The 1,851-nt window shown below is 72.1% G+C and carries 2 protein-coding genes; one reads left to right on the top strand and one right to left on the bottom strand.

Going from position 1 to position 1,851, the window contains the following annotated elements; all coding sequences use genetic code 11:
* A partial coding sequence (locus ACZ3TS_RS42885) for a peroxidase family protein (protein ID WP_467628666.1) occupies window positions 1–1,081 on the top strand: 1,081 nt, incomplete at its 5' end.
* A gap of 171 nt (window positions 1,082–1,252) precedes the next feature.
* Here the strand turns inward: ACZ3TS_RS42885 and ACZ3TS_RS42880 are convergent.
* Window positions 1,253–1,768 (bottom strand): PAS domain-containing protein, encoded by a 516-nt coding sequence (locus tag ACZ3TS_RS42880; RefSeq protein ID WP_467628663.1) that lies wholly within the window; start codon window positions 1,766–1,768, stop codon window positions 1,253–1,255.
* Window positions 1,769–1,851 lie beyond the last annotated feature (83 nt).

Raw genomic sequence — 1,851 nt, 5'->3', positions numbered from 1 at the left:
CACGACGGACCTGGCGCTGCGCTTCGACCCGATCTACGAGCCGATCTCCCGCCGCTTCCACGAGAACCCCGCCGAGTTCGCGGACGCCTTCGCCCGCGCCTGGTACAAGCTCACCCACCGCGACCTGGGCCCGAAGTCGCTCTACCTCGGCCCGGAGGTCCCGGAGGAGACCCTGCTGTGGCAGGACCCGCTGCCGGAGGCGGAGGGCGCGGTCATCGGGGCCGAGGACATCGCGGCCCTCAAGGCCAAGCTTCTCGACTCGGGCCTTACCGTCTCGCAGCTGGTCTCCACCGCGTGGGCGTCGGCCTCGACCTTCCGCGGCAGCGACAAGCGCGGCGGCGCCAACGGTGCGCGCATCCGCCTCGAGCCGCAGCGCGGCTGGGAGGTCAACGACCCCGACCAGCTGGCGGCGGTACTGCGCACCCTGGAGGGCATCCAGCGGGAGTTCAATTCCGGCGCCAAGAACGTCTCCCTGGCCGACCTGATCGTGCTGGGCGGCAGCGCGGCCGTCGAGAAGGCCGCCAAGGACGCCGGCCACGACGTCGAGGTCCCGTTCACCCCGGGCCGCGTCGACGCGACCGACGAGCACACCGACGCGGAGTCCTTCGCCGCGCTCGAGCCGACCGCGGACGGGTTCCGCAACTACCTCGGCAAGGGCAACCGGCTGCCGGCCGAGTACCTGCTGCTCGACCGGGCCAACCTGCTCACCCTGAGCGCCCCCGAGCTGACGGTCCTCGTCGGTGGCCTCCGCGTCCTGGGCGCGAACCACCAGCAGTCGCAGCACGGCGTCTTCACCGAGACCCCCGGGTCGCTGACCAACGACTTCTTCGTCAACCTGCTCGACCTGGGCACGGCGTGGAAGGCGACCTCGGAGGACCAGAACACCTTCGAGGGCCGCGACGGCGCCACGGGCGAGGTCAAGTGGACCGGCACCCGTGCCGACCTGGTCTTCGGATCGAACTCCGAGCTGCGCGCGCTCGCGGAGGTCTACGCGAGCGACGACGCGAAGGAGAAGTTCGTGAACGACTTCGTCGCGGCGTGGGTCAAGGTCATGAACCTGGACCGGTTCGACCTCGTCTGACCATCCCGACGTCCGGGCCGGCCCCCGCGGGCCGGCCCCGACGTCCGGGCCCCAGCAGCCCGGCATCGGCCCGGCCCCCCGCACACCACCCGGCGCCGTACGGCGCCCGATGCCGTCCGCCGCTACGAGGGCTCCTCGTGCGTCGTCCGGGTGCCGCCGTCGGGCGCACCGTCAGGCCGGGGACGTCTCGGGCAGACGCCGCTCCAGTTCGGCCAGCCTCGTGCGCAGTGCCTTCTCCGTGTTGCGCCGCTCCGTCACCTCGCGCATGATCGCGGAGATTCCGGCGATCCGGCCGGTTGCGTCCCGTAGCAGCGCCACCGTGAACTCGATCGACAGCCGGTGGCCGTCGCGGTGGGTGGCGGGCACGCCGAGCAGCGTGTCGCCGTAACGGGTGCGACCGGTGGCCATCGTGTTCCGGTAGCCCTTCCCGTGCCGCTCCCGCAGCTTCTCCGGGATGATCAGGTCGAGGCTCTGGCCCACGGCCTCGGTCGCCGTATGGCCGAACATGCGTTCCGCCCCGCTGTTCCAGACCTGGATGATCCCCTCCGGGTCGGCCACCACGATGGCCTCGGACGACTCGCGCACGATCGCCTGGGCCAGCCAGGCGTCCGGCTCACCCACGCTCGCGGTGGTCGCCTGCCCCGCCGAAGCCCCGTTCCCGACTGCCGCGTTGCTGTCGTCACCCACTGCGGTCTTCCCTCCTTCTGGCGCGGCCCGACCGACCGCGGTCCCGTGCGTCTCGCGGGCGTGCCCTCTCCGGATCTGCGTTG

Source organism: Streptomyces sp. NPDC022910 (genome assembly GCF_055561075.1).
This window is presented reverse-complemented; position numbering and strand designations above follow the sequence as displayed.